We start from the raw sequence: 18,684 nt of genomic DNA, 5'->3' as shown, positions 1-18,684 counted from the left end.
ACCATCATTGGGAAAGCTCCATCGCGGTGGTCCATGTCCTCCCTTGATTTCGATGGCGAGTACGGCCGTACCTATCGCAAGAGCATTCAAGACTCCATTCCCGGCCACGACGTTCTGCACGAGATCGCCAGAGCAGCGATCAAGGCCACAGCAAGCGATGCAAAGCAGGTGCTGGTGGTGGGTCCCGGCCCCGGCGATGAACTTCCAAACCTTCTCAACGCCTGCGCTGATGCTGAGCTGACGGTGCTCGAGCCCAGTGAGCTGATGCTGGAGCAATGCCGCAAAACCCTTTCGGATCACCTCGGCAGCAGCCGCTGCCGGTTGCTGCCCTGCACCCTGAACGCGGCGCTCGAGGGCGAACTGAACGGCGCCCGGTTTGATCTGGTGGTGTGCCACAACGTGCTTCACCTGCTGCCCCATGACGAACAGAACGCGATGTTGCGCGAACTGACGCAGTGCACGGCTGATGGCGGCGTGTTGTTGCTGAGCGCCTACAGCGAAGCGGAGGAGGGCGAGAGCCAACGCGAAGTGTTCAATGTGGCGTGGCAACGGCTTGTCGACCGGGGCGTTCCTGAAGACCGGCTTGAAAAAATCAGGGACAGCCGCAACAAGGTGGTGTTCTCCCTTGATGCCAGCCGGGTCGCGGCTGTGCTGGAGCAAGCCGGTTGGCGGGCACCTCTGCAGCTCTATCAGGGATTGTTCATCCGCCTCTGGCTATGCCGAGCTGAGGGTCAGGCTGAAGCCGCTCAGTAGGAGACGTAGGCCTGTAGATGGCTCACCAGCGACCGCCATATCCCGAAAGCCCCGCCCCTGTGGTGGGGCTTTCCCATGCAGATGCCAACCCGCCTTCGTGTCTTTTGGCACAACACCCTTGCAATAGAGCCAGCAGATTGATGCTGTTGCTTCAAAGCTGTGGCCAGCCGGCTGCGTCGATCCCTGCTTCAACTCGGTGACCGAGTCACCCGTCGCGTGCCGCGATGGCCGGAAGGATCCTGGCCCGACGCCATGCAGCGCAGCCCCCGACGGGTTCGAAGCTCGGCCAAGGATTTGATCAAAAGCAGCGCCAAAGCAGCGATTGATCTGGGCCGCGAGGCAGCACGCCTGGGGATGGAATCGATCAAAAGAACAAGCAACCGATGAATGGAAGCTTGTTGGTGCTGTCTGTTCTGCTGTTGATTACAGGTGTGGCCTCGCTCAGCCTGGGCTGACTAAGCACAATCACTCAATAAGATAAAACGGATCAATCGACGACCAAAACCAGAAAAAACGAGATCAGTTGATACAGATCACCATCCAGTTTTGCTTGATCGTTAGTGCAGCAAACCCAGGTTCAAATGGAATTTCTGATTGCTAGTTGCTTCATCTTTCCGCTATCGGCGCTGTGGATCCAATCCCAGGAAGACGAGAACAACGAAGATGAGATGGACTTTCTTTGAGCCAACGACTTGGCCTTCTGGCTCAAGACCTGGATGACGGCAGCGCTGTGCCATTCAGTTCATGGGCCAGGAGATCCTTGACCAGCATGGTCAGAGCAACACCCATAAGTGCCAGAGCCATACCCTGATTTTCGTCTGAAGCAATAGCTACATTCCGGGATAATTCAAGATGTTTTTCCCAGGAAAAATGCATCAGATCTAGAGCTGCAAATGCTTTCTAAGGCCATAAGCCTTTGCGATCCGATTGATTAGCCGCATTCAGAAATGTTCTGTAACGGTGGCAATGTATTGAGCTGATCATAGTTCTCTCTAATCGGTTGCAAACACTACGGTTTCAATTTGCAGCACCAAAAGTTCTGGGTTACTTTCCGGTCGCAAAGCCACAAGCCAATGGAACCGATTGCGTTGACTCTGGGCCAGAAATTTGAAATCGAGAAATTTTCACGGGAGATCGACAACTCAAAGGATCTTCAGGCCCTCCGCAGCATTGCGAAAGACCTTTTGGTGGCCTGGAAACAACAGCAAGCCGCCTCGGACTGGATCATGCGCCAACCGAGAGATCTCTGAAGACAGCTTGTTTCGTTCAAAGCAAATGGAGGGCAACCAAATGATCACAACGATCGCGGTGGAAAGAGACGCTCTGCGCCTTTTGCACAAGGCGATTGCTGAGGCCTACGTCAGCTGGCCTGGGGGTGATGCAAACGAACAAGCCCTCCTGTTGGACATGAAGACCAAACTCTATGCAGCCTTAATGGATCACCTGTTCGAGTCTGATTCCAATTAAGCCTTTCCCAGCTGAAGCTGTTCATCCATTCGATGTTGAACCGGCCTGGACTGCAGTCACTTCTTTTCTACGAAGCGGTAAAAAAACTCATGTTGAACACGGCGCAATGGCAACAGACTGAATCCGCCCGCGGAGCTCGACATGCAAACCGATCGCTCCCGCCTACGTGAACTCGAGATTCGTGTCGCCAACCCGCAGCACTGGAGTGCGGGCGAACACGAGATCAATGTTGAAAATCTGAGGCAGTTGCGCTTTCAGATCAACGATCAACTCAAGAAACTGCGCCAGCATTCATAAACCTGCGCCTCAACGCAATCAGACAAGAGCCGATCAACACCCCGAAGCCAACGGAACCGGCAGGCCCGCTCTTGTTTCAGCGCCCTACCAAAAAGCGTTAACCCTCACGGACTGGACGACGAATACTCGACTCCTGATCAGCGACCCTGATTCGGAACAAAACCCTGCCAGGCCAATTGCTCATTAACGAACAGGAGGCCAAGCGGAGCGCATGTTTACACAAAGAAACATAGTGTTACAGTCTGTAAACACCTTCTTACGTCCTGGATGTTCACGCTCGATAAGGCTCGTCAGATCTTCCCGGACACTCTTACTGCTGATGCCGTTCCGGCCATCACAGCCCGCTTCCAACTGCTTTCCGCAGAAGATCAGCTGGCACTGATCTGGTTCGCCTACCTCGAGATGGGTCAGACCATCACCATCGCCGCCCCCGGCGCTGCACGCATGCAGTTGGCTCGTCCGACCCTTGACCAGATCTTGGCCATGAGTTTCGACGAACAGACAAAGGTCATGTGTGACCTCGCGGGCAAGATCAACAGCCCGATCTCCAATACCTATGCCTACTGGTCGGTGAACGTAAAGCTCTGCTTCTGGTACGAGCTGGGCGAATTCATGCGCCAGGGCAAAGTCGCCCCCATTCCCCAGGGCTACAAGCTTTCGGCCAACGCCAATTCGGTGCTGGAAGCGGTGAAGAAGGTCGAGCAAGGCCAGCAGATCACCCTGCTGCGCAACTTCGTTGTCGACATGGGATTTGATCCCAACATTGACGACACCAAGATCGTTACAGAGCCGATCGTCGCCCCCACACCGGTGGATGAGCGCGAAGAGATCTTCATTCCTGGCGTTCTCAACCAGACGATCCTCAGCTACATGCAGCTGTTGAACGCCAACGATTTCGATCAGCTCATTGATCTGTTCCTCGACGACGGCGCTCTCCAGCCCCCCTTCCAGCGTCCGATTGTGGGCCGTGAAGCGATCCTGAAATTCTTCAAGCGAGATTGTCAGAACCTGAAGCTGATGCCCCAAGGCGGCTTCGGTGAACCGACTGAAGGTGGTTTCAATCAGATCAAAGTCACCGGCAAGGTGCAAACCCCCTGGTTTGGCCGCGAAGTGGGCATGAATGTCGCCTGGCGCTTCCTGCTCGACGACAACGACAAGATCTACTTCGTCGCGATCGACCTTCTCGCCTCACCCGCTGAACTGCTGAAACTTGGTGCCAAATGACGGCCTGAAGCCCTCTGTTCAGCGAGGCCTGCAACTGGGAGCTCTGATTGCAGTCTCCTGGCTGGTCACGCTGATCATTGGCCTGCGCATCGAGCTGAGTCAGCTGCATCCACTGCTGATCATCAGCTGGATTCTGTGCCGGAGCTTCCTGCACACCGGCCTGTTCATCCTTGCCCACGACGCCATGCACAACAGCCTGGCACCGGGGCATGGCCTGATCAATCAGAGGATTGGCCGGGTTTGTTTGTGGTTGTACGCGGGTCTGAATTACGACGTCTGCAGATCAAATCACCGCCGGCATCACCTGATGCCGGAATCAGACGCCGACCCAGACTTCTGCCCAGCCAACAACCGATCCGTTGTGGCCTGGCTGACGCGCTTTTTGCGGAATTACCTCAATCCGGCACAACTCAGCCGACTGATCCTCGTTTTAATGGTTCTTGTGCTGGCAACCCAAGCCAATCACAACCCTCCATTCATCACAGTTTCCGTCACATATCTGCTTCCCTTGCTCATCAGCACCGGACAGCTTTTCTTTGTTGGCACCTACTTGCCCCATCGCAAAGAACACCGACAGAAGAGCCATGAAGTTTCAATTAAAAGCTTGAATCTTCATCCTTTTGTATCACTTCTCGCTTGTTACCATTTTGGTTATCATCGCGAGCACCACAGCAACCCGAAAGCCCCGTGGTTCCTTTTGCCGGAACTGAGGACGGGTTGATTTGTTCACTGAAGTCTGGCCCGATCCAGACGCTCGACGCCATCCCACCTCACCCACCACATGTCTGCGACCGATTGGACCTCTGAAGAAGAAGCGGTAGCGCGGCATGCCTTCGCCCTGGGCAAACAACGGTCCGTGGTGATCTTGATTGAAACGCTCAAGGATCAAAGCGCGAAACTCGACACACCTGAATCCATCTGGAGCCTGCACGACTTTTTAAGCACCGAGCGCTACCAATACGAGGGTCGAATGGAATTTGATTTCAGCAATATTCTTTTCACATTGGCCGACATGATCAAGCAAGATTTGATCAAATACAATGATCTAGATGGCCTCAATCAACTGAAGTTAAGCAAAATCAAAGCCATGTCGATGTTCTGAAAAACTGCATATATTTTCATAATTCTTGCTCCTAAATGGATCAGAGAGGTTTTGTTTTTATAAGTCTTCGCCGAATCTCCCCTAGTTGAGCACTGCTAAAAGAACAGGCGCCATCAGCGCCAAGCCAGAGATATCGTCGCAGGCCTGATCAAGCAAGCATCCAAGAAATTGTTCAGAGATCAAATTGTGCTGTATTTTGGATTTAAGGATTGCTGTTGAGCTCGCTCTTCAGCTCGGCAAGACGATTCATTAGTTGCTCATAGCGTCGACTCGAGATTTTATCTTTGCAGTCCTTCAGTGCCGATGAAAGTACGGCAATTTCCTTCTCAACTTTTCGCCTCCTGGTCTCCTTGATCGCTTCTTCCGCTAGGCCCATCAAAAAGTCTCCTCGCGGGGCATAGCCCGGAGGGTCGTCACTTGGCTGGCGTGGATCATGCAAACCGCCAGGATCAATCATCGTCGAGGGCTTTTTCGGCAACGTCAGCCGCAACTAGAAAAACATAAGAAAGTGCATTCATACGACTTGCAAGATCCCTGATCGACTCAATAATTTCTCTTCTCGACAAACCACTTTCTCGCTGGAGGCGAATGATTTCATGCGTCAAGCGAGTCTCGTTATCTCGACCGTAGCTGTACGCAGTTCCAAAACAATCCTCACTTTTCTCATCATTCCTGCAGGCTTGCGCGAAGTCCGAGGCTATTTTTTGGGAAAAATCTTCAACCTGACGGCCTTCCATTATTGCCAAACGGATTTACTTGAATGTAAGCGACAAGGGCATGAAGTAGCATTAATTTATCAAGCCAATAATTCAAGTTTCTCACACTTGCTTATAGGTCGATAGCAAAACTTTATGTTTTTTCGTTGAGAACCAAAAAGATCTTCATAGCCTGTCCTCTAAGTACAGGACAGCGCAAAAATCTCTTGCCTTAGTGGGACATTGGTCGCAATCTAGGCCTCCGGAAGCTTCTCTGATGCGTCTTTTTGACTGAGACGAGCTTCTTTTTTGTAGCATCAAAAAGGTGTGAATCGATGTTTCTCAACTGAGATTGCCATCGCCATCCAGGACACTCTGTTCATTCCCTGGCAATCCCAACGGTTCGCGCTCGATTTGGCCCACCAGTCATGATCAGGCTCGCCATCATCACGGCGGGGCACCGCCCCGGCAGCACGCGCTTCGCAGAGCTGTCTCCTGTTGCAGTCGCCCCACCCCCTTGCCTCGATACCGCGCCACCCACGAACCAACGGAAAAGCCAGGCGGTAAAGGCTGGCTGGTGAGCCCTGAGCAGCAAAAGGTGGTGCAGTTCAAACCAGACTCAGCCACCGTCCATTCCCAGTGGGTTGCGGTGCACACCTACTACTGGGTTCCGCCTCGGCCACCGATGCCACAGACCCGCCGGCGGATGCTCCGCCACAACGCCATCGAAGCGTGGAACACGATGCTCAAGACAGGCTGGCGGCGCTGCTCTCCCCCCGTGCGCTGATGAATGTCAATGACAAATACTGGACCAAAACAACAGCTTCCGCCAAGGTTGCAAAAGTCACAATGAATTGATGACCAACGGATCCGGCACGTGGGTTAACAATCAGCCCCCAGCAGCATTTGAGAAGCTCTGGAGAGGCTTGGCACTGGTAGGAGCCATCCACATTGGAGGGATGCTGATCAACGTCATCTTCCAAATGATGGGAAACAGCAGCTTGGATGGCATTCCTGCAAAATTCCTCGGTCTTTGATCAATCCCAGCGCGACAACGCCATAGGAATGCAGCCCCCGTCTAGACGGGGGCTTCTTTTTGCCCAGCTGAAACGAGCTGCCAGAGGAAGCAGCAATCAGCAACGCCACGCAAAGACCCAGCCCGCTCATGCTGAGCAAATTTACTTATTGTTAAGGGAGATTGAGTAGCATTAAGTTCTGCCCGCATGCACGAGTTGTTCCTGAGGAGTGGGCTCTTTGGGAACCTTTTTTTCGGTAAGTTGTCTATCAGGACTGCGATGTATCCCGTAGGTGGGCCTGCGGATACATCTCTTCCTATACAGGTTTAGCCCTTGGATTGAAATCCGAGAGGGGTGAGTGAGGGAATCTGATCACTTTTTCCTCCAAAAGCCTTTGCAGTGATGTTTTCATTGCCACAAGCAGGAGCGGGCTCCTGCTGATCAGAGCCTTGCTGCTGGCTCTGACTCTCTTGATCTGCCCCCCAATAACAGCGGCACCGATCAGCCGCGATGATCCGGAATCGGCCGACCCCGGCAGCAAGGGCATCTCCAGCGCCAGCGGATCAGCCGTGGTGGTCACCGCCAATCCCCTGGCCAGTGAAGCTGCGCTGAGAAGTCTCAGGGAGGGCGGCACCGCCGTCGATGCCCTGGTCACCGCGCAAGCGGTGCTGGCCGTGGTGGAACCCCAGAGCTCCGGCCTCGCAGGCGGCGGATTCCTCCTCCACTGGGATGCAAAGCAACGCAGGTTGGAGGTGTTGGATGGCCGTGAAGTGGCCCCCGAGCGCAGCCAGCCCGACGACCTGCTCAACCCCTCGGGTAGCCCCCTCCCCTGGCGAGAGGCCACCGCCAAAGCCAACGCCATCGGCATTCCTGGCACCGTTGCCCTGCTTTGGGAGGCGCACCAAAACCACGGTCGTCTGGCCTGGGCCCACACCTTCCAACCAGCGATCCGCCTGGCCAGCGTTGGCTTTCAACCGAGCCCCCGGCTGCGGCGCTCCATTCGTCTTGCCCAGCGTTTCGGTGTGGCCCACAGCCCCGGTTTTCAGGCGCTGTACCTGCCCGGTGGCCAGCCCCCGCCGGCGGATCAGCCGTTCCGCAACAGCGCCCTATCCCAGACCCTGAGGCTGCTGGCCCGTGACGGTGGGCCGGCCTTCTATCAAGGGCCATTGGCGCAGCAGATCCTCGACGGGATCAATGCCCTGCAGGCCAGCGAACCAGACTTCCGTGGCTGGAGTCCAGCCGATCTGAGCGGCTATGCCGTGCTGGATCGCGCCCCCCTCTGCCGCCAACAGCTTCAACATCAGATCTGCACGATGCCGCCCCCCAGCAGTGGTGGGTTGGCGCTGCTGCAGACCCTCGCCCTGCTCAGCCAGAGCAGCGATCTTCCAGGGTCCAGCGCAGCTGAGCCTGAAATCTGGAGGCAGCTGGGCCGAGCCCAAGCCTGGGCCGATGCCGACCGCCTTTATTGGGTGCGTGACCCGCGCGATGGAGCGGTTCCCACCGTTGGCTTGCTCGATCCGGGGTACATCGCAAAGCGAGCCCAGGCCATGCAGATCGCCGAGGCAACGCAACCCACTCCAGGGCTGCCACCGGGGTCGGATCGCTACCCCTTCGGTCGGCCTGGTCAGGGGCAGGAGCAGGGGACCACCCAGATCACGATCGTGGATGCCGGAGGCAATATTGCCTCCTACACCTCCTCAGTGGAGACAATCTTCGGAAGTCGGCACCTGGTGGCCGGCATGGTGATGAACAATCAGCTCACCGACTTCGCCTTCAGACCCAGCCTTGGCGGCAAACCGGTGGCGAACCGTCGCCTGCCAGGACGGCGGCCGATGTCGTCGATGGCGCCCACCCTGGTGTTCCGTCATGGTCAACCGGTGCTGGCCCTCGGCAGCCCTGGCGGTCGGAGCATTCCGCATCTACTCAGCCGGGTGTTGTTGGCATCAATGGTCTGGAACGAGCCGCCAACGCGAGCGGTGGCCCTGCCCCATCTCGTCAGGCGGGGCGAGACGCTGGTGCTGGAAGACGATCCTCCGCTCGCCTGGCCGTTACCGCTAGAGCAGCTGACAACAAAAGGGCCAGTGCGGCGTCAGCCCATTGGCAGCGGCACAGCCCTGGTGCAGAGAATCGATGGGGTTTGGCAAGGGGTGGCAGACCCGCGCCGTGAGGGAACGGCCCTGGCCCTGCCATGACCCAGCCAGCGGGCGATCAACCCTTGGAGCGGATGTTCGTGAAGCTGGGCACTCCACTGCCCCAGGCACGGGTGATGGCCAGGATCAACGCTCCGATCAAGGCCAGGTTCATCGCGAAACCACTGTCTACCGGGAAGGTATGAAAGAGCAGCGTGGTGGGCACCAGGAACAGCAGCAGCAGGGAAGCCCCCAGCACCGTATTGCTGCCGAACACCAGCAGGATCGATCCGGCGATCAACACCACAATTGCCGCCACCAGCAGAACCGATGCCAGCGGCTCAGGAATGCCCTTGGAGGCAATGAAGCCTGCCGTTTCAGCGAAGTTGCTGAACTTCCCCGGCAATGCATTCACAAACACGGCCGCCATCAGCACCCGGCCGAGAAAGTCGAACAGCTTCGAAGCAGTCATGGTCAGCAAAAGCCCGCAGGGGCTCGTGAGTCATGGGAATCACCCTAGGGAGCAACTGTTCACTCTGAACAGCCATAAAAAAACCCCTGAGGGTCGAGCCTCAGGGGTTGGTCCCCTCATGAACATCTGTCCGGGTCAAGCGTCGCTCAGGAGGCTGCAACACAGGGAGAGGAGAACCGCCCGCAACGGTTCGGATCTCCCCTTCCCCTAGCCGAAACAGACGGCCAAGAGCCCATCACGACAGGATCGGCGACCTACAGGTCGACGTATCCCATAACAGGGGGATGGAGATCCGGTTGCAGAGGCAGTAAGACGGGTGCATTCACGGCAAAGCCATGAAGCTCGACCTGGCTCACGCCCAACCGATGGGACATCTCATCGTTGAGGGAAACCACAGACCATTTCACGCTCTTGCCTGTGCGCTACGGCCAGCAACACTGCGGATCGGACGGAAGGTCTCAGACCGATGACAGCCAATCCTCAACGTTTTCTCGTTCGCTACAAAACAGACGACGGTAGCCAACACACGCTGCAACTCCAGGCAGCTGATCGCCAAGAGGCGCGCATCGTCGCCATGGAAACCAATGCGTACGTGCGCCGTTATCCAACCAGTGTGGATTCAATTCTCCGGGCCGCCTGACGGCGCCTGAAAATTGTTCGAACACTCAGGTTGCTGCCCCCTCGCCTGACTGTCGATTTTGGAGATCAAACCATTCACGTCATCCGACCTTGACTTTGTGACAGGTCTGGCCCGTGAGCAGGGTTTCGCTCCTGGTGTGGGCGATATCGAGATCTATGCCAACACCGATGGCCAGGGGATCTGGTTGGCTTGGCAAAACAACCAGCCGTTGGGATGCATCGCCGCGGTGACCTACAACCCCGGCTACGCCTTCATCGGCCTGTTTGTTGTGAAGCAGGACCATCGCGGCCAGGGCATTGGCCATCGCCTCTGGCGACATGCCCTGCAGACCCTGAACAGCGTGGAGTGCATCGGTCTGGAAGCAGCGGTGCAGATGGTTGGCTTCTATGAAAAAGCCGGTTTTCAGAAGGACTGCGTCACCACTCGCCGGCAGATGTTGTGCCTGAGCGATCAATCGAACAACCCGAACACAACCCTTCTCCATCGCAGCGACATCAACGTCGTGTCATTGCGCGACATCTCACTCGAGGCCGTCCAGCGTTACGACGAACGACACGAAATCAGCCCACGCCCCCATTTCCTTGAACTGTGGCTTCGCCACAAGGCTGGGGAGGTGTTCGTGGCCATGGATAGCAAGGGTGAATGCCATGGCTATGTGCGCATTCGACCCTGCCTCCTCCCGATTGGCGACGGTTGGCGGGTGGGGCCATGGCTTGCAGAAGACGCTGGGATGGCATCGCTGTTACTGAACAACGCCATGGACCGCCATAAGGGAGTCGTTCTGATCGACACCCCCGGACACAACCACTCCGCCAAAACCCTTACAACGGCGAAGGGTTTCAAGCCCATGGGATCAACGGTGCGCATGTACAAAGGCGTGATGCCGAAAGGTCACGATCGCAACGTTTATGGCCTGGCCTGCCTCGAGCTGGGTTGATCTCCCTGAACAGACCTGAGCGGCACTGATCACTCCACGAGGAATTCGCTACGCAACGCCCGCGCATCCTGGATCCGTTGCCCCATGGCGAGCTGGCGAAGACGTGTGTTCAACCAGGCACGCAGTCGTGTGGATGAGACCGACTTGTTCAGCAGACCCTCCGAAGGCTCAGGCGTGCCGAAGGGAATGGTCATCAACCGCGGTCGGCGGTTCAGGCTAATCAGATCACAGCCACGGCATTCCCACTTTCGGCCGATTCAGCCCTGAAAGGCAATGCGTGTTCGTGCTGATTGCCGGGACTCGACCCACCCCCAAGAATGTGTCCATCGAGATCGGAGGCGTCCATGCGTGACGACGGTCCAACCGAGCAGACGTCAGAAGCAAACTGACTTTCAGGCCCCTGCTCCAACAGTTTTCACACCTCTTGTCGGGTGCGCCCTTCGGCAGGCCTTGTGCGAAAGGCCAGGCCGATCGGCACTCCATCTGCACCGTGTCAGGTGCCCTAAGGAGCACCCTTCACCCGACCCCTTGGAACATGGCCCCAGGCGCCACGAGCCAGACGCTTCGACCTTCCTTCAGCCGAAAACCTGATGGAGTGCGTCATGCACAAGCGAGCGATCTAGGCCGCCCGTTCATCGGAACGGGACGGCCACTTCAAACCTGAACGACACCGTTCAGAACCAGACCCTCGGCCCCCTCCGTCAAAGGGGTCGGGGGTCTGCTGTTGCGAAGCTTGCTTGAGTCAGGCCTTCCGCTTTTGATCCGCCTGCCGCAACTGTTCCCGCAGGATGATCGGGTCGTCACAGTGGGATCGCCGGTACAGCGCTTTGATCTTCCGGGATTCCTCATCGAGCAATTCCAACTCGACCGCATCGGCCATGCCCACAGTGAAATCTGCGATCTGGCGGTCTTCAAACTGATTCTCCAAAGCCATCAACTCCTTCAACGAATCACTCATATAGAGGCAACTGGACGCCATCAATTTGAGATTTTCCCGGATTTTTAGATCCGCCTGCTCCCGCACATCCCGCGCTTGTTCGAGCGTCGCAATCAAATCACTACTCGCCGACTCCTCGCTCATGGCAGCAAACACCGGTGAAGCTGTTGCGCAACCCAGCACCAACAGCAACGCCAGAACGGATTGCAGAACCCTCATCCGAACCTCGAAAGACACGTCACGATAAAGAAGCTGACCCTGGCAGCCACCCCTCGAATGGGGGAGACGTCGCCTGGGATCAGTGCAGACAACCACTCGAATGGGTGATGTGTTGCGATCACATGTTCGCGATGCTTTGGGGGACAAGACGAGACCAGGCGCAGCAAAAGACCATGACAAGCACAACGGCCAAAGCACAACTGCTGGAGCTGCTCACCGAACCCATCAAGGGTTGCAGGGGGCTTTACGCCCATCGGCAAGACCTGATGCAACGCGTGATGCGAATGCCAGACCTGGAAGTGCGGGATCACCTTGTTCGACTCAAGGCCAGTCACTTCCCAGGAACCTGAGGCCGACGAAGGCACAGGCCTGGATCCCTAAGAAACACTGAGGGAGGCAAAGAAAAGCAAATCCGTATCAGATGTCTCAGTCAAGTCCAATCCAGGATCCGTAGGACGGTTTTGCCTCAAGCGTCGTCCTATGGCCGAGCCTCTGCATCTGCCGTACTCCGTTCAAGGCAACGGAACAGTCGAATCCATTGGACATCACTTCTACCGAGTGTGCGGCCCGGCAGGATGCACCGTCGTGATGGGACTCAGCAATGCCCTATATCTGAGCCGAAACGTTCCGGCAGTTGGGCGTAACAGCGGCTCACGCAGGCGACTGAACTAGATCTTGCGCAAAGCGATACCGCTCACAGCAGGGCCATAAGTTGCAACCGGATCCGCAGCATGAATAAGAAAGAAACACTGCATCCATTGGCAGTGGTCGTTATGTTGGGATCCCCCATCACCTGGCCCGCTGCTTTGGCGGGCTTTTTTGTGATTAGACCCCAGAGAAAGGCCTAGGTGAGCTGAACTGCAGTCCAGCCACAAAAAAGGGAGGGTTCCCTAGTCCCTCCCCTTGTTCGACGCAGATTCCCCCTGTTCTGAGCTGGGGGTCACCCTTTCATTGTGTATCGCCAAGAACCAATAAACATCGGTGCTTTCACCTAGGGGCAGACAAACGCATCACCCCCATCCATCGACACCGCCCCCACTGGCGACCCAAGACACAACGCCTGCTCAGGGATCCAGAACACCGGCATCGAGATTGCAATCGGGATTGAGCTTGATCAGCATCCAGAGCAACATGGCCGAACAATCACGATCACTGACGCCGTAATCGTATTTCCAGTCAGTCACCATAGAGGTGAGCTCATGTTGAGCCTGGGTAACAAATTCATCATTCCATTCCTGCACGAATTACCCCCAGAACTTCAGGTCAGGCTTTGCATTCACTCCTCTTCAAGATCTTCTTCTCTCACATAGAAGGGCTCATCCACACCGGGCTCATCGTTCTCCAGAACCAAAACCTTTAAGGAGTCATCACTTTCAAAAACAAAAAGGCCATCCTCGTCAGGATGCACCCCCTTCATTTCGGGATGCTGATTAACCAGGCGATCGAGACGACGGTTCTCCTTCCAGAATTTGAAGCCTTTTTCAAACAGATAAACCATCAGAGCCAAGTTCACCAGCGCGAGGGCGAGGAACTCCAAGGCCTGCATAGGTCAAAACCGAGTTCTGGTGACCCTAGCGAGAGATGCAAGCACAGCCCATAACAAGCGATACCAACCTCAATGCAATGGAGACGAAGCGCGACAGGACAGCGACGAGCGACCATAATGAGAATGATTCTCGAGCTTTGTGGAGGCTGCGATGGGTCAGGTGTGCCTGATTTCAGGTCCTCCGGGGTGCGGAAAAACATCCTGGGCACTCAAAACGCTTCAAGATCACGGCGGCCCCTGCGCCTACCTGCGCCTGGAGGAAGAACCAGAAGCGGGGCTTGAGCAGGGAGCCGACAGCGGTATCGACCTGAACTGGCTCAAGGACCAGATCCCCAGGCTTGAGGAGGCGACTCCATCCAATGCAGCAGAGCTGAAGCAGGAGGACGATGCGCTCACGTTGATCGAAGTTCAGAGGTTTCGTACTCCCACCCAGGAGGGCATCGATGGCTTTGGAATCAACGTCCGCTCAAAGCTGGACGCATTGCAGCTGCGACCTGACCAAGTCATGCACTTTGGGCGAGACCCAGAGTTGCCTTCGAATGACACCTTGGAGTTCAGCAAGCTTGAGGCTTGGCATACATCCCTTTCAGGTTGTGTATGGGACCCAGACAGCCTCAGCAGCTTCTGGTTTGAACTCGTCAATGGTGCCTACGGCGATGTGTACCGCGCCAAAGGATTGATGAATCTCCCCGACGGGCGTTCATTTTTCTGCAATTGGATGGTGAGCCAACAGGGATCACAGTTTCTGCCCTTGGATACCACGGCTCCCCCCACAGGGCGCCCCAGTCGAACTTCAGAACTGGTCGTTCAAGGCAAGGCACTCAATCCTGAAGGAATGCAAGCAACCATCAACGATTGTCTGCTCGCAGATGACGTGCTCATCGCGCAACAACAACAGCTCCAGCAACAACAACAACCCTCATTGGAAAGCTGACTGAAATGAAGCATGCCGTCATCTCCTGTTTGCACGCCAACCTGGCAGCCGTTGAGGCCGTCCTCGACGACATTGACTCCCACGGGATCAAAACCATCACCTGTCTGGGCGACCTTGTTGGTTACGGACCTCAGCCCAATGAGGTGGTGGAGTTGGTGCGGCAGCGCCAAATTGACACGTGCCAGGGGTGCTGGGATGAGGACATCATTGATGGCTTGAATGCCTGTGAATGCAGCTATCCCTCCCAGCTGGCGGAACGTCGAGGCCATCGTGCCCACCACTGGACAGCCGCAACGCTCACGGAGGCGAACAAAGCATTTCTGGCCGAACTGCCCATGACATTCCGCAGAGAGAAGCTGCTGTTTGTGCATGGCAGTCCAAACAGTCAGCACGAGTATCTGTTGCCTGACATGAACGCATTTGCAGCCCTTGAGCGGGTGGAAACAGCAGGAGCGGAAACCTTGTTCTGCGGCCACACCCACCAGCCCTATGTGCGCGAACTACGGCAGGGGACCATTCGGGTGAAGGTGCAACAACGCGATCAAGGCACACCAACAGAAGATGAGCTGGAACTGCCAATGCGGCGGATCGTCAACGCTGGTTCCGTGGGGGAACCACGTCATGGGAGCACGAAGGCGACCTATGTGATCCATGACGACAACACAGGAGACGTCACCATTCGAGAGGTCGACTACGACGTCGCCAAAACCTGTCAGGCCATCGTTGATGCGGGCTTACCGGAGGTGTTTGCCTGGAGGCTCAGCCACGGATTCGAATACGCCGAGCGGGCTGAAGACGCCAGCCACGTGTGTGAGCGCTGATGGAACGCTGGGCCCTGGTGAGTGGTCTCCAAGGAGACCTGGATCTGTACGAGCAGATCCAGAAGGAGTTGAAGCAACAGCGGGGTGTTGCCAATCTCTTCGTTCTCGGTGATTTGATCGGATCACAACGCAAGTGCAATGCACTGCTCGAGCGTCTGAGACAGCCGCATCGCGCTGATCTTCAGCCCGAGTGCATCTACGGCTGGTGGGAAGAGCAGCTGCTTGCTGAGTCTGGCTACCGCGGGGAACGCAAGGCTGAAGCTCTCAGACAAGAGCACGGCGAGGCTGGCGTCAACGCACTTCTTGCTGCCGTGGATGCAGACCATCTCAACTGGCTGGCATCGCTGCAGTTCGGTTTCATCGAACTCGACTGCGCCCTTATCCATGGCAGTTCAGCTGATGTTGGTGACCGGCTGACAGAAGACACTTCTGCCCTGGTGTTGTTGGATCGCCTGACGCGACTGGATGTCAATCGCCTCTTCACAGCACGCTGCCAGCGTCAGTTCCGGCTTGAACTCTCCGGTGGATCGATCCAATCGCATGTCAAGGACCATTCCGGAGAAGAGCAGAGCGAACAGGCCGTACCCAAGCGCAGCGTGATCGGTATTGGCGGAGGGAGGAACTACACCCTGTACGACCCCGCAACTGATCACATCGAGTTTCGGATTGCGGGAGAACCCGTCCACGCCTCGGGGCGGGGCTTTGGCTGACTGCCTCGTTCATTCAGGCCAAACAAACCGAAAGGGCGTTCATACGCTGGGGCAATCGCCATCAGTACATGAACGATCACAACCAACAACAGCTCACGGTGCGTGAAATGGTGAGGGCCCACGCTTACCCGGTGCTGGCTGCAGTCAGCAGCCTCAGCCTGCTCAGCATTGCTGTTCTGTTGATTCCGCAAGCCGTCAAAACCGATCGCTACAACCGCTGCGTCGATGCCCAGATCGCCATGCGGGTCGCGATCAACACCGACGGAAACACACACCCGGGCAAGATGAATTACTTGAAAGCCATCGAACACTGCGAAGGCTTCTGAACCAATGACCGCCATCCAACCTTTAACGGCTCTTGCCGTCGGTGTGGTGACCCTCTTGGTAAACCAAACGCCAGGATTGGCTCACAGCAAAGGGCTCTACGCCACCGAGGCGGAAGCTCAGCAGCGAGCTACCGAAATCGGTTGCACCAGCGTTCACGAGAACAACGGACGCTGGATGCCTTGCGCTGATGAACGGAAACTCCATCAACAGCTGCGCAAGCAATGAAAAAATCGAGAACAACGAGCCGTCAGGCACGACGCATCCACCGCTGGCTGGTGCCAATCGCCGCAGCACCACTGCTGATTACAGCAGGCACTGGCTCCCTCTACAGCTTGCTCCTTGAGCGGAACATCGATGCCTTCTGGCTGCTCAAGCTGCACACGGGACAATTCGGCTGGCTGAACCTCCAACCGATTTATCCAATCCTGCTGGGAGGGCTGACCATTGTTGTCACCGTGTCAGGGCTGACGATGCTGCTGAGGCCAGCCCGATCGAAAGGGGGTTGAGCTCAACCCAACTCGCTCACTCCGCACAGGTGCATCCACAGGAACCGCTGCCATGGCATGGCTCGTTATTGGGGTGGCCGCTGGCACAGGCCTCTGAACAGAAGCTCAGGCCATGCAGCATCACAGCTTTAGTCTCCTGAACCTCGCAGGTGCAACGCTCACAAGCACAAAGAAGTAGGGCTGAAGGCATAACTGACGGATCATCTGGGGATATTTATAGAGGCTTGAAACATGAGAAGCAAATAGAAGAACAAACCAACACAAAGAGCGAAAAAAGTAGCGAGAATGATTATCAGCAAAAACGCGACCAAGGGCTACAGAGCACTGACAGACAGGAGGCGTCAACAAAACCAAAGAAGGACAAGAGAGATGGTTATAGATAAAAAGTTTCAAAAGGCAGCCCCAAAAGAGCAGGAAAGCAATAGCTACATGAGGAACAACAATTGACTACGCTCAAACGTACACAAAAAAGAAAAATTGAAATACAATACGAGACAATAAAAAGATCCTCAAGTGAAAAATGCAATCAGAAAATATCAACAAACATCGCCATCGAGCTAAGACGCTCAATGACATCAAAGACTGGTGCTTTGGACGAGCGTCGCAGCTTTCCCTTGCAGGCCAACATCAGGCTGCCCAGGCGCTAACCAACGAGCACATGGAAGCCCTTGAGGTGATCAGGCCGGAAAAAATGCTGTGGCTGAAGCGTTAACAGACAGAGCATCCTTATCGCGACGACGCAATGTGTCATATCGAACTTCAAAAAGGGCAAATATCACAACAACGAACAAAGCCAACAATCCACAACGTGCTATAAAATCCATCTAATACAAAACCGCGATGACTTGTTTATACAGAACAGCAAATAAATAGGTGGCAACGCGACTACAGCAGAAAGCATCAAAAAGCACACGTCAGCACATCAATGAATACGAAGGGTGGAAATAATCCCAGGCAGCACAGGCCAATATGCCTGAATGCTTCGGAAACAGTGCTTCTCGATAGACCTAAAGGCAGAGAAGACGTAGAAATAACAGTAGAAGATGGAATCGTAAGAATTGGCGCCTACCAAGAAGGCAAGATAATTGATTTGACTTTAGCTTTTGCATGCAAATCTGAACCATGCAGATTCAAGTATCCTGAAGAGTTATCGATCAGGATAGAGGCGATAACAGAAACAAAATGCCAAGCAAGCTATTGCCATCATCCAGAACAAAGATTCAATGACGGCATCATGGAATGGGTGTTACAACTGCACATTGTCAGACTCGAAACAAACATAGAAAGTCGTCTCATGAAATTATTTCAACTATTAACCACCAGACTTGGGATACGTACGACCGATGGTTATTTGCTAGAGCACACTCTCTCTCATGGACGCATCGCTGAAATCATTGGAACTACAAGATCTACTGTTTCCAGAAGCATAAGCTCTCTCAGGAAATCTAATAAAATTTATATTGACGAACTAAAGAATCAACTGATATTGCCGGCAAATCAAATCAATGGCCACACCGACATGTTCCACCCTTCCATTTAGAACACTTTGACTTTTTACAGCCCTTTTTTTTGGACTGCCGTAAATTGTCGTCGGATGAATTGGCCAAGATCCAATGGGAATCAACTTTTTAACTCTAATCGCTCCAACAGGCCCAAAACACGGAAGAGAGTAACAAATGACACAAGGCCGTCAGTCTTCTTATTGATGCCTAAGAGACACAGCGAAGCCCCAAACAGACCACAGACATCTCCAAAGGGACTGCGATGAGGCTGACAACAAAAGTGAACAGGCAGACGTATAAAAAGCTACTTGGAAGTGCTCTATACGAGTAGCAGCAAATACAGCGCAACGGCAGTATAGGCGTGCCCAATTTGGGCTTTCCTGTGTGAGGAATTCAATGAAGCTTTTCCAGCAACTGCTGGTGGCTCCTGCTGCCCTTGGCCTTCTGGCC

29 protein-coding genes are annotated in these 18,684 nt (G+C 55.2%); 20 read left to right on the top strand and 9 right to left on the bottom strand.

Features of this window, described 5'->3' with window-relative positions; genetic code table 11:
- Nucleotides 1-33 precede the first annotated feature (33 nt).
- Together DXY29_RS00150 and DXY29_RS00145 are read left to right on the top strand one after the other, a co-directional pair.
- Complete coding sequence (locus tag DXY29_RS00150; protein WP_170952062.1) at nt 34-753, top strand: bifunctional 2-polyprenyl-6-hydroxyphenol methylase/3-demethylubiquinol 3-O-methyltransferase UbiG; 720 nt, start codon at nt 34-36, stop codon at nt 751-753.
- Nucleotides 754-912: 159 nt separating this feature from the next.
- Nucleotides 913-1,140 (top strand): hypothetical protein, encoded by a 228-nt coding sequence (locus tag DXY29_RS00145; protein ID WP_115021829.1) that lies wholly within the window; start codon nt 913-915, stop codon nt 1,138-1,140.
- A 318-nt stretch (nt 1,141-1,458) separates the two neighbouring features.
- Here DXY29_RS00145 and DXY29_RS13185 read toward each other — a convergent pair whose 3' ends face one another.
- Nucleotides 1,459-1,629, bottom strand: coding sequence for a hypothetical protein (locus tag DXY29_RS13185; protein WP_170952061.1), 171 nt, complete (start codon nt 1,627-1,629; stop codon nt 1,459-1,461).
- Between the two features lie 197 nt (nt 1,630-1,826).
- Between DXY29_RS13185 and DXY29_RS13180 the strand changes: the two genes are divergently transcribed.
- Together DXY29_RS13180 and DXY29_RS13175 are read left to right on the top strand one after the other, a co-directional pair.
- A complete protein-coding gene (locus DXY29_RS13180) occupies nt 1,827-2,003 on the top strand; it encodes a hypothetical protein (protein WP_166017045.1) in 177 nt (58 codons plus the stop codon).
- Between the two features lie 40 nt (nt 2,004-2,043).
- The gene (locus DXY29_RS13175; protein ID WP_166017046.1) at nt 2,044-2,220 is read left to right on the top strand and encodes a hypothetical protein; all 177 of its coding nucleotides are present in this window, start codon (nt 2,044-2,046) and stop codon (nt 2,218-2,220) included.
- A gap of 162 nt (nt 2,221-2,382) precedes the next feature.
- Here DXY29_RS13175 and DXY29_RS13785 read toward each other — a convergent pair whose 3' ends face one another.
- Nucleotides 2,383-2,511, bottom strand: a complete 129-nt coding sequence (locus DXY29_RS13785; RefSeq protein WP_256377589.1) for a hypothetical protein — start codon at nt 2,509-2,511, stop codon at nt 2,383-2,385.
- A gap of 273 nt (nt 2,512-2,784) precedes the next feature.
- On the opposite strand from DXY29_RS13785, the gene DXY29_RS00135 reads away from it, so the two are divergent.
- The 3 genes from DXY29_RS00135 to DXY29_RS00125 are packed head-to-tail and all read left to right on the top strand — an operon-like array spanning nt 2,785 to nt 4,843.
- Nucleotides 2,785-3,741, top strand: a complete 957-nt coding sequence (locus DXY29_RS00135; RefSeq protein ID WP_115021825.1) for an orange carotenoid-binding protein — start codon at nt 2,785-2,787, stop codon at nt 3,739-3,741.
- Nucleotides 3,731-4,462, top strand: coding sequence for a fatty acid desaturase (locus DXY29_RS00130; RefSeq protein ID WP_115022090.1), 732 nt, complete (start codon nt 3,731-3,733; stop codon nt 4,460-4,462). The genes DXY29_RS00135 and DXY29_RS00130 overlap by 11 nt, the downstream gene beginning before the upstream one ends.
- Before the next feature lie 60 nt (nt 4,463-4,522).
- On the top strand, nt 4,523-4,843 hold the full coding sequence (locus DXY29_RS00125) for a hypothetical protein (protein WP_115021823.1): 321 nt from the start codon (nt 4,523-4,525) through the stop codon (nt 4,841-4,843).
- 202 nt (nt 4,844-5,045) lie between these two features.
- Here the strand turns inward: DXY29_RS00125 and DXY29_RS00120 are convergent, their stop codons facing one another.
- Complete coding sequence (locus tag DXY29_RS00120) at nt 5,046-5,300, bottom strand: hypothetical protein (protein WP_115021821.1); 255 nt, start codon at nt 5,298-5,300, stop codon at nt 5,046-5,048.
- Complete coding sequence (locus DXY29_RS00115) at nt 5,293-5,580, bottom strand: hypothetical protein (protein WP_115021819.1); 288 nt, start codon at nt 5,578-5,580, stop codon at nt 5,293-5,295. Before DXY29_RS00115 ends, DXY29_RS00120 begins: the two co-directional genes overlap by 8 nt.
- A gap of 475 nt (nt 5,581-6,055) precedes the next feature.
- On the opposite strand from DXY29_RS00115, the gene DXY29_RS00110 reads away from it, so the two are divergent.
- Nucleotides 6,056-6,325, top strand: coding sequence for a DUF1651 domain-containing protein (locus DXY29_RS00110; RefSeq protein ID WP_115021817.1), 270 nt, complete (start codon nt 6,056-6,058; stop codon nt 6,323-6,325).
- A gap of 678 nt (nt 6,326-7,003) precedes the next feature.
- A complete protein-coding gene (locus DXY29_RS00100; protein ID WP_244279250.1) occupies nt 7,004-8,746 on the top strand; it encodes a gamma-glutamyltransferase family protein in 1,743 nt (580 codons plus the stop codon).
- Nucleotides 8,747-8,762: 16 nt separating this feature from the next.
- On the opposite strand, the gene DXY29_RS00095 is transcribed toward DXY29_RS00100, so the two are convergent.
- Nucleotides 8,763-9,155 carry a DoxX family protein gene (locus DXY29_RS00095; RefSeq protein WP_115022088.1) on the bottom strand — a complete coding sequence of 131 codons (393 nt, stop codon included), beginning with the start codon at nt 9,153-9,155 and terminating at the stop codon, nt 8,763-8,765.
- 466 nt (nt 9,156-9,621) lie between these two features.
- Here DXY29_RS00095 and DXY29_RS13170 point away from each other — a divergent pair, with 466 nt between their 5' ends.
- Together DXY29_RS13170 and DXY29_RS00090 are read left to right on the top strand one after the other, a co-directional pair.
- Nucleotides 9,622-9,795 (top strand): hypothetical protein, encoded by a 174-nt coding sequence (locus DXY29_RS13170; RefSeq protein ID WP_166017053.1) that lies wholly within the window; start codon nt 9,622-9,624, stop codon nt 9,793-9,795.
- A gap of 97 nt (nt 9,796-9,892) precedes the next feature.
- Nucleotides 9,893-10,732 carry a GNAT family N-acetyltransferase gene (locus DXY29_RS00090; protein ID WP_244279249.1) on the top strand — a complete coding sequence of 280 codons (840 nt, stop codon included), beginning with the start codon at nt 9,893-9,895 and terminating at the stop codon, nt 10,730-10,732.
- Nucleotides 10,733-10,761: 29 nt separating this feature from the next.
- Here the strand turns inward: DXY29_RS00090 and DXY29_RS13165 are convergent, their stop codons facing one another.
- On the bottom strand, nt 10,762-10,926 hold the full coding sequence (locus DXY29_RS13165; protein WP_170952060.1) for a hypothetical protein: 165 nt from the start codon (nt 10,924-10,926) through the stop codon (nt 10,762-10,764).
- Between the two features lie 548 nt (nt 10,927-11,474).
- Nucleotides 11,475-11,888 (bottom strand): hypothetical protein, encoded by a 414-nt coding sequence (locus DXY29_RS00085; protein ID WP_115021810.1) that lies wholly within the window; start codon nt 11,886-11,888, stop codon nt 11,475-11,477.
- A 173-nt stretch (nt 11,889-12,061) separates the two neighbouring features.
- Between DXY29_RS00085 and DXY29_RS13160 the strand changes: the two genes are divergently transcribed.
- Nucleotides 12,062-12,238 (top strand): hypothetical protein, encoded by a 177-nt coding sequence (locus tag DXY29_RS13160; RefSeq protein WP_166017056.1) that lies wholly within the window; start codon nt 12,062-12,064, stop codon nt 12,236-12,238.
- A 926-nt stretch (nt 12,239-13,164) separates the two neighbouring features.
- Here the strand turns inward: DXY29_RS13160 and DXY29_RS00080 are convergent.
- Nucleotides 13,165-13,434: a hypothetical protein gene (locus tag DXY29_RS00080; protein WP_115021808.1), complete on the bottom strand. Its 270-nt coding sequence runs from the start codon at nt 13,432-13,434 to the stop codon at nt 13,165-13,167.
- Nucleotides 13,435-13,585: 151 nt separating this feature from the next.
- On the opposite strand from DXY29_RS00080, the gene DXY29_RS00075 reads away from it, so the two are divergent.
- The 6 genes from DXY29_RS00075 (at nt 13,586) to DXY29_RS00050 (ending at nt 16,732) form a co-directional block, all read left to right on the top strand.
- Nucleotides 13,586-14,368, top strand: coding sequence for a GTP-binding protein (locus DXY29_RS00075; RefSeq protein ID WP_115022086.1), 783 nt, complete (start codon nt 13,586-13,588; stop codon nt 14,366-14,368).
- Between the two features lie 5 nt (nt 14,369-14,373).
- Nucleotides 14,374-15,189: a metallophosphoesterase gene (locus DXY29_RS00070; protein ID WP_115021806.1), complete on the top strand. Its 816-nt coding sequence runs from the start codon at nt 14,374-14,376 to the stop codon at nt 15,187-15,189.
- Complete coding sequence (locus tag DXY29_RS00065) at nt 15,189-15,899, top strand: phosphoesterase (RefSeq protein WP_115021803.1); 711 nt, start codon at nt 15,189-15,191, stop codon at nt 15,897-15,899. The genes DXY29_RS00070 and DXY29_RS00065 overlap by 1 nt, the downstream gene beginning before the upstream one ends.
- 68 nt (nt 15,900-15,967) lie before the next feature.
- Nucleotides 15,968-16,225, top strand: coding sequence for a hypothetical protein (locus DXY29_RS00060; RefSeq protein WP_115021801.1), 258 nt, complete (start codon nt 15,968-15,970; stop codon nt 16,223-16,225).
- Between the two features lie 4 nt (nt 16,226-16,229).
- Nucleotides 16,230-16,451, top strand: coding sequence for a DUF3721 domain-containing protein (locus DXY29_RS00055; RefSeq protein WP_115021799.1), 222 nt, complete (start codon nt 16,230-16,232; stop codon nt 16,449-16,451).
- Nucleotides 16,448-16,732 carry a hypothetical protein gene (locus DXY29_RS00050; RefSeq protein WP_115021797.1) on the top strand — a complete coding sequence of 95 codons (285 nt, stop codon included), beginning with the start codon at nt 16,448-16,450 and terminating at the stop codon, nt 16,730-16,732. The genes DXY29_RS00055 and DXY29_RS00050 overlap by 4 nt, the downstream gene beginning before the upstream one ends.
- Before the next feature lie 16 nt (nt 16,733-16,748).
- Here DXY29_RS00050 and DXY29_RS00045 read toward each other — a convergent pair whose 3' ends face one another.
- Nucleotides 16,749-16,922, bottom strand: coding sequence for a conjugal transfer protein TrbI (locus tag DXY29_RS00045; protein ID WP_115021795.1), 174 nt, complete (start codon nt 16,920-16,922; stop codon nt 16,749-16,751).
- Between the two features lie 330 nt (nt 16,923-17,252).
- On the opposite strand from DXY29_RS00045, the gene DXY29_RS00040 reads away from it, so the two are divergent.
- The gene (locus tag DXY29_RS00040; RefSeq protein WP_115021793.1) at nt 17,253-17,444 is read left to right on the top strand and encodes a hypothetical protein; all 192 of its coding nucleotides are present in this window, start codon (nt 17,253-17,255) and stop codon (nt 17,442-17,444) included.
- Between the two features lie 213 nt (nt 17,445-17,657).
- On the top strand, nt 17,658-18,272 hold the full coding sequence (locus DXY29_RS00035) for a helix-turn-helix domain-containing protein (RefSeq protein WP_115021791.1): 615 nt from the start codon (nt 17,658-17,660) through the stop codon (nt 18,270-18,272).
- Nucleotides 18,273-18,684: the final 412 nt, after the last annotated feature.

The sequence above is a fragment of the Synechococcus sp. UW69 genome (genome assembly GCF_900474185.1).
GTDB lineage: Bacteria > Cyanobacteriota > Cyanobacteriia > PCC-6307 > Cyanobiaceae > Parasynechococcus.
Note: the sequence above shows the minus strand (reverse complement) of the source record. Positions and strands in the feature narration are given on the sequence as shown.